We start from the raw sequence: 1,214 nt of genomic DNA on the forward strand, positions 1-1,214 counted from the left end.
TGTCAGCTACCCATTTTTAGGACTGGTTTAAAGTATACAAAATCACCCGGTTCTCATCAACCGATACTCCATTGGAGCGAGGTTGTTTAAGGAGTCGTGGGGTCTTTCGTTGTTGTAGTAATCCGTCCACTTTTCGGTAATTTCCCTTACATCATCTAAAGTCCTGAAAATGTAGGCGTCAAGAACAGCCCTTCGGTACGATCCGTTAAATCGTTCGATGTAGCTGTTCTGAGTTGGGCACCCGGGTTGCGTGTACAAAATTTTGATTCCGTTTCCATCGCACCAATCTTGAAATTCATGCGAAATGAATTCCGGACCGTTATCGCAGCGAATATTGGTCGGCTTGCCTTTCTCCCAAATGATTTCCTCCATGAATCGAATCAAGCGAGTTGCCGGTATGGAATGCGCAACTTTCTGTGCAACGGCCACACGGTCGCTGTCGTCGATGACGTTGAGTACGCGGAACTTGCGGTTGCTTTGCAAAACGTCAGTAACGAAGTCCATCGACCAGGTGACATTTTCCTGGTCCGGTGTCACGAGCGGATTCTTGACTCGGGCGGGCAAGCGCTTGCGCAACGGCTTTCGCTTGTTGAAATGAATCGCCTCGTAGACGCGGTGGACCTTCTTATGGTTCCACGGATGTCCATCCTTGCGAATCAGCCTGAATATTTTCCAGAAGCCATCGTTGGCAGCCTCGGCCTTCTGCCGTATGGCAGCCTCGACCTCGGAATCATCCTTGGTAGATTCGTAGTAGAAGAACGACTTGTGGATGCCCATCAATCTGCACGCCCGAGTAATGCTGATGTCGTGTTCCTCTGCTATCTCGCCCGCAATCTCCTTGCGGGCCTCGGGCGTCAGAGTTTTTTTTCGATGACCTCGCGGAGAATCTCGTTATCCAGGGCGAGATTGGCGTACATCTTCTTGAGCTTGGCGTTTTCTTCTTCGAGTTCCTTCAGCTTTTTAAGCTGACTAACCTCGAGACCGCCGTACTTCCGTTTCCATTGATAGAGCGTGGCCCTAGATACGTTCAGACGCCTGCAGATTTCGTCCGCAGACACTCCGGCTTCAAGTTCGTTTACGCTTTTGACGATTTCCGATTCGGAATGAGTCAGTTTCTTCATGGCTGTTCCTTTGCTACCAAAGGTAGCATTTTGACGCAGGCAGAATTGCCATTTGTCTAGTTATGAACAGTCCTAATTATGGGGAAGCTTACA

General features: G+C 49.3%; 2 protein-coding genes. Both read right to left on the reverse strand.

All coding sequences use genetic code 11. The features are described from left to right. Positions 1–42 precede the first annotated feature (42 nt). Positions 43–858, reverse strand: coding sequence for an IS3 family transposase (locus B9Y58_RS14290; RefSeq protein ID WP_073058386.1), 816 nt, complete (start codon positions 856–858; stop codon positions 43–45). Further along, positions 855–1,121: a transposase gene (locus B9Y58_RS14295; protein ID WP_073058387.1), complete on the reverse strand. Its 267-nt coding sequence runs from the start codon at positions 1,119–1,121 to the stop codon at positions 855–857. The genes B9Y58_RS14290 and B9Y58_RS14295 overlap by 4 nt, the downstream gene beginning before the upstream one ends. Positions 1,122–1,214: the final 93 nt, after the last annotated feature.

The organism is Fibrobacter sp. UWB15 (genome assembly GCF_900177705.1).
Classification (GTDB): domain Bacteria; phylum Fibrobacterota; class Fibrobacteria; order Fibrobacterales; family Fibrobacteraceae; genus Fibrobacter.

Bases quoted from the DNA above. Each gene is read 5' to 3' on its own strand.
- B9Y58_RS14295 (WP_073058387.1), bottom strand. From the start codon at position 1,121: ATGAAGAAACTGACTCATTCCGAATCGGAAATCGTCAAAAGCGTAAAC.